The 5466-nt window shown below is 30.6% G+C and carries 5 protein-coding genes; 2 read left to right on the forward strand and 3 right to left on the reverse strand.

The genetic code is table 11. From position 1 onward, the window contains the following. The first annotated feature begins 37 nt into the window (after window positions 1–37). Together AABI72_RS04990 and mutS are read left to right on the forward strand one after the other, a co-directional pair. Window positions 38–103 carry a hypothetical protein gene (locus tag AABI72_RS04990; RefSeq protein ID WP_410520598.1) on the forward strand — a complete coding sequence of 22 codons (66 nt, stop codon included), beginning with the start codon at window positions 38–40 and terminating at the stop codon, window positions 101–103. 529 nt (window positions 104–632) lie between these two features. Continuing rightward, window positions 633–3005: a DNA mismatch repair protein MutS gene (gene mutS, locus AABI72_RS02320; RefSeq protein WP_338364013.1), complete on the forward strand. Its 2373-nt coding sequence runs from the start codon at window positions 633–635 to the stop codon at window positions 3003–3005. A gap of 80 nt (window positions 3006–3085) precedes the next feature. Here mutS and AABI72_RS02325 read toward each other — a convergent pair whose 3' ends face one another. From AABI72_RS02325 to AABI72_RS02330, 3 genes are all read right to left on the reverse strand, one after another. Beyond that, window positions 3086–3907, reverse strand: coding sequence for a hypothetical protein (locus tag AABI72_RS02325; RefSeq protein ID WP_338364015.1), 822 nt, complete (start codon window positions 3905–3907; stop codon window positions 3086–3088). 238 nt (window positions 3908–4145) lie between these two features. Next, the gene (locus AABI72_RS04995) at window positions 4146–4313 is read right to left on the reverse strand and encodes an ankyrin repeat domain-containing protein (protein ID WP_410520599.1); all 168 of its coding nucleotides are present in this window, start codon (window positions 4311–4313) and stop codon (window positions 4146–4148) included. 264 nt (window positions 4314–4577) lie between these two features. Beyond that, the coding region (locus tag AABI72_RS02330) for an ankyrin repeat domain-containing protein (protein WP_338364018.1) at window positions 4578–5466 on the reverse strand (889 nt) is incomplete at its 5' end.

Consider the following 5466-nt stretch of genomic DNA (forward strand, 5'->3'; position numbering starts at 1 on the left):
GAAAAATAATCATGGCATAACACCACTTATATATGCTATTGGAAGAGGTCGTATTGACCTAGTTAAACTCCTTGTTGAGCATGAAGCTGATGTTAAAAAATAATCATGGCATGATACCAGTTATATATGCTGCTAGGAAAGGTTATGATGAAAAAATAGTTGAAGTATTTATTAATGCTGGTAGCTGATATTGATGTCATAGGTACTAATTAATGACATAGCAGCATTTGATTATGCTAAAAATAAATCTTTGGAAATTGTTGAGATCATTCAAAATGTAAAAATTAGCATTCAAGTTGTTGATGTGAGAAGTGAAAGGGCATTTTTATGTGCAGCTGTGTATCTGTGTTGCATAACATATATTGCATAATAAGAGCTAGTTAGTTAACTATTTTCATGTTGATAATAAATTAGTCATCAGGTTGTGTGCAATAAATAGTGAATAACTGGCAATAAATACTAGAAATACAGAATTTTACAGTAAAGATTTGAGGTATCATCAAAAATATTTGTTTTGCTACTAAATATTTTATCTTATATTTTGCACAGGAAGCACAGATAATTATTTAATCACTAAACTAGAATTCACTTGTAATAACTGACAATATAATAATTTGATAAAAGAGGACTATTTGAAAAAAGGCAGCATACTAGAGCAATATACAAAAATAGCTAGCAATTATTCTGATTGCATTCTGTTGTGTCGTATTGGAGAGTTTTATGAAGTATTTGGTGATATTGCTGTAAAGATAAGTGAATTACTTAACATTACTTTAACAAAAAAAGGTGTTGTGCCAATGTGTGGCTTTCCTAGTGTTGCTCTAATGCGTTTTGTAGCTATACTGCTAAATAATAATTATAAAATAGCAATATGTGAACAAATAGATGACACCATAATAGGCAAAAGTAGATTATCACAAAGAGAAGTTGTTAGGGTTATAACTCCAGGTACAGTATTTGAGGAAGAATTAATTGAGAGTAGTGTTGCTAACTATTTAATGTGTATTAAGCCTATTATGAAAGATATGGCATATGCACTTTCTTGGGCAGATGTATCTACTGGTGAACTATGTTATACCTCAACTAAAAAACCAATGGAAATTATTAGCATAATAAATCCATCAGAAATACTAATTGAAAATAAAGAGCATTCAATTGTACATAATATAAAATGTAAACATACATGTTTATTCACTAAGGTAATGATCTCTATAGAGAGTGATGAGTGTTTATATGAGGAATACAATAAGTATTTTTATGAAATGACAACAATGGAGAAAGATGCTTGTGCAACAATTATTCTATATATGAAAAATATTGGTGTTCCAATGGTGCTAAAATCACCTATAAGAGTTGATAATGCCGATCATATGTTTATTGATAGTAATGCTATTTATGGTTTGGAGATATTTAGGGAACAATTAGGGGAAAAACATAACACTTTATTTGCATTGCTTAACAAAACTAGCACTACTGCTGGTGCACGAATGCTGCATAAATGGTTAGCAACACCATATGCAAATTTTAAATCAATTAATGAAAGACTGAATGCTGTGGACATCTTTTATAACGATATGGAGTTAACTACAAAGATACGTGACTTATTAAAAACATGTTCTGATCTTGAAAGATTGTTGTCTAAGATAAATGCTAACTATATAACACCTAAAGATTTAATTTTCATTATGCATACTATGAATGCCACTTTGTTAATTGCTGGACTAATTACAAAGCATTGCTCAATTCCTAATTGTGCAAAATTTACAAATGCATCATCTTTGGCTAGCATATTTACTACATTGCGTGATCCTCATGGGTTTGGTGTACAAATAAGCCATAAGCTTAATGACAATCTTAATAAAGATTATCAAGAGAGTGGTGATTATATCAAAACAGTAAATGCACCAATACTACATGCTAAAAAAGAAATAATTAGAGAACTTGCAACACAAATTAAAATACTTGAGAGGAATTACAGGAAAATATCTGGTGTTAAAAAATTAAGTATAAAAAATCATGTTAAGTATGGATATTATATTGAGGTAGTAGCAAATGAAGCAGATAGATTGCTTAGCAATTCTAAATTTACTCATATACAAACATTATCTAACACATTGCGTTTTAGTACAGAGGAGCTTTGTCTCTTAGAGAGACATTTAAGAGTAGCTTATGATGCAGCAGAGTGTATAGAAAAAGAAATAGTACAAGATCTTGCTGCAATGATAAAAGATGAAATTAGCAATCTTTATGATTTGGCAGTAGCACTGTCTACATTAGATGTTATTACAACATTTGCTAAAATAGCCAAAGATATGAACTACATAAGACCAGAAATACTTAATAATAATATTTTAAGTATTAAACAAGCTAGACATCCTGTGCTTGAATCTAAAATAAAATGTTTTATACCAAATGATATTGAGATGAATATGGGATCATGGTTAGTAACATCTCCAAATATGTCAGGTAAAAGTACTATCTTACGTCAAGTAGCATTAATAGTAATAATGGCTCAAATTGGTTCTTATGTGCCAGCAGATAGTGCTCAAATAGGTTTAGTAGACAAAATTTTTAGCAGAATTGGCTCTAGTGATAAAATTGTCCATGGTATGTCAACTTTTATGGTAGAAATGACTGAAACTGCTAATATTGTAAACAATGCTACAGGGAAGTCATTGGTTATATTGGATGAAATTGGACGTGGTACTTGTCACCATGATGGCTTGGCAATAGCAATGGCTATTATTGAATATTTATGTATTGTTATTAAATGTCGCTTTATGTTTGCTACTCATTTTCATGAATTGCCTAAGATAGCTAAGCATATAAAAAATTTAACTTATTATACCATAGAAACTACTTGCTTCAATGAAAATGGTATAAAATTTCATTACAAACTTAAGCAAGGTTATGGCAATAAGTCCATGGGAATTGAGATAGCAAGTATAGCAGGTATACCAACCACTATCATTAATAGAGCTAAAGAATTAATAAAAATAACATAGAATAACAAAATGTCTAACAAAAATTTTTATCATATAATAGTTTATGTATTTTATTATAAATAAGCATTTAGGTTGTAATTTTATTTAAGTTTCTCTATAATCTTACTATCATATGTTATTATTGTAGCATATGAAGTTTTGCTTCTTAAATAAGATGATTTTGGGTTACATACCCCTTGTACATGTGAATTACAACAAACAATTGAGTTACTCAATGAGTTGCAACGCATTCTACCACTTGCAGGCAATCCATCATCAATTTTTTTGTCAAGTAGCATTGCCTGATATGCACTTAACTTTGCATTGCCAATCTCAGACAATATTTGTATCTGATTTAGATTTTCACTAGAATTATTAACATTGTTTATTATTTTTAAAGGAACTTCAGATACAATAAGGCCAAAATCAGAATAATTCTTTATTGGACTATACCATAATCCATTAGATCCTTTTCTAAGTTCTCTCAGTACCCTTGGTTTGTATGAGATAAGTTTGGCCAAACGTAAATGACATCCAGCACCAGTGGCTTCAACAAAACTATCTGTAGTTATTCTGCTAGTAGTACTAGTAGTGATAATGCCATTACCATCACCACTAAATCCTTTGAATATTCTTATCTCTCTAGGTTTATTTGTATTTTTATCCCATGTATAATACTCACATTCTTTGACAAAATCTTCAATATCCCAATATTTTACAGGATTGCTAATATCACCAGGAAGGGCTCTGTAGGTAGTATAAAACACGTAAACATTGTGCTCTAGTGACACAATGCTAGATGCAACATTGCGTGCAATACTAGAGTTCTTCAAATATGGTGCATATATTATACCTAAAAAAATTACAACAATGAAGCATACAATGATCAGCAGTTCAGTAACTAGAAAATTACGACTCCACATAGAACACAATTAATTGAGATATATATGTCAGTATAAAACAAAAAAATAGAAAACCAACTACATAAAATTAGTAATGAATTAATGTGTGATAGAGGGAATTGTTGATTAGTGTGAGCAGTAACGTTTTGCATTAAGGTAGAGATATACAAGTATCATAATTATTCTGTCTGTGAGATTATCTTGCTGTATCCTCAACATAATATTAACAATACACTCAGTAAGAAATCTAGCTACTTTATCATGACTCTCTAATAGCAATTGTAAGTGGTGTTCTATCACATTTATCTTGTACATTAACATCAGCACCATATTTAACAAGAAATTTAGTTATTTTATTATGGTCTTCCCTGGCAGCAAGTGTAAATGCTGTCCAGTTATTATTAATTTTTAATATGTGAAATACTATTCATTAGCTATTTCTAAAACTTCTAGCATGGCTTTTTAGACCAGCAATTATAGCTTGTGATATCATCATTGTATATGATTGCTATATTTTTTGTTAAATATTTTTTTAGCTTTTGCAGTAAGCATTATCTGCATATTTATCAAATGTTAGTTTAATTTATATAAAGGCATAAATAATATAAGTATTTTAAGTAAATAACTGTTTATCCATAATAAATTTATAACTATTTTCTTATATGCAGATTGTTGCTCATAGACAAAATTTTTACTGTTCAGTTTGTTGTATAGTACCGCAATGCATTGCTGGATTACTTACTGTATTATATAAAGTTGTGTCAACTGCTTGAGTATTTTGTTGTATTAGAGTGTTCGTTGTGCTGTCATCATAGACAGCTGCAGATTGTAACTCAGCATCAGCAAGTACTTTAGTTATTTCAGTATATTCTTCATTAACAGCATATATAAATGCTGTCTGGCCATCATTATCTTGTAAGTTAACATCAGCACCAGCTTTAACAAGAGATTGAACTGTCTCATTATGACCTGCACTAGCAGCATACATAAGTGCTGTTTGGCCATCATTATTCTGCATATTAACATTAGCATCAGCATCAACAAGAGATTGAACTACATCATTATGTCCATTTGTAGCAGCAGCTGTAAGTGCTGTTTGACCATATTTATCTTGTAAGTTAACATCAGCACCAGCTTTAACAAGAGATTGAACTGTTTCATTGTTGCCTGTATTAGCAGCATATATAACTGCTAAGCAATTTTCTTTGTTTTTCAAATTAACATCAGCACCAGCATCAATAAGAGATTGAGTTGTTTCAGTATGGTCTTTAATAGTAGAAAGTATAAGTGCTGTTTGACCATCATCATTTTGTATATCAACATTAGCACCAGCAGTAATAAGAGATTGAGCTATCTCATTATGTCCACTTACAACAGCAGCTGTAAGTGCTGTTTGACCATCATTACCTTGTATATCAACATTAGCACCAGCTTTAACAAGAGATTGAACTGTCTCATTATGACCTGCATTAGCAGCATACATAAGTGCTGTTTGGCCACTTTTTTTACTCTGCATATCAACATTAGCACCAGCTTTAACAAGAGATTGAACTGTCTCATTATGACCTGCATTAGCAGCA

It is taken from the genome of Candidatus Xenohaliotis californiensis, from assembly GCF_963930935.1.
Lineage (GTDB): Bacteria > Pseudomonadota > Alphaproteobacteria > Rickettsiales > CAWVOK01 > Xenohaliotis > Xenohaliotis californiensis.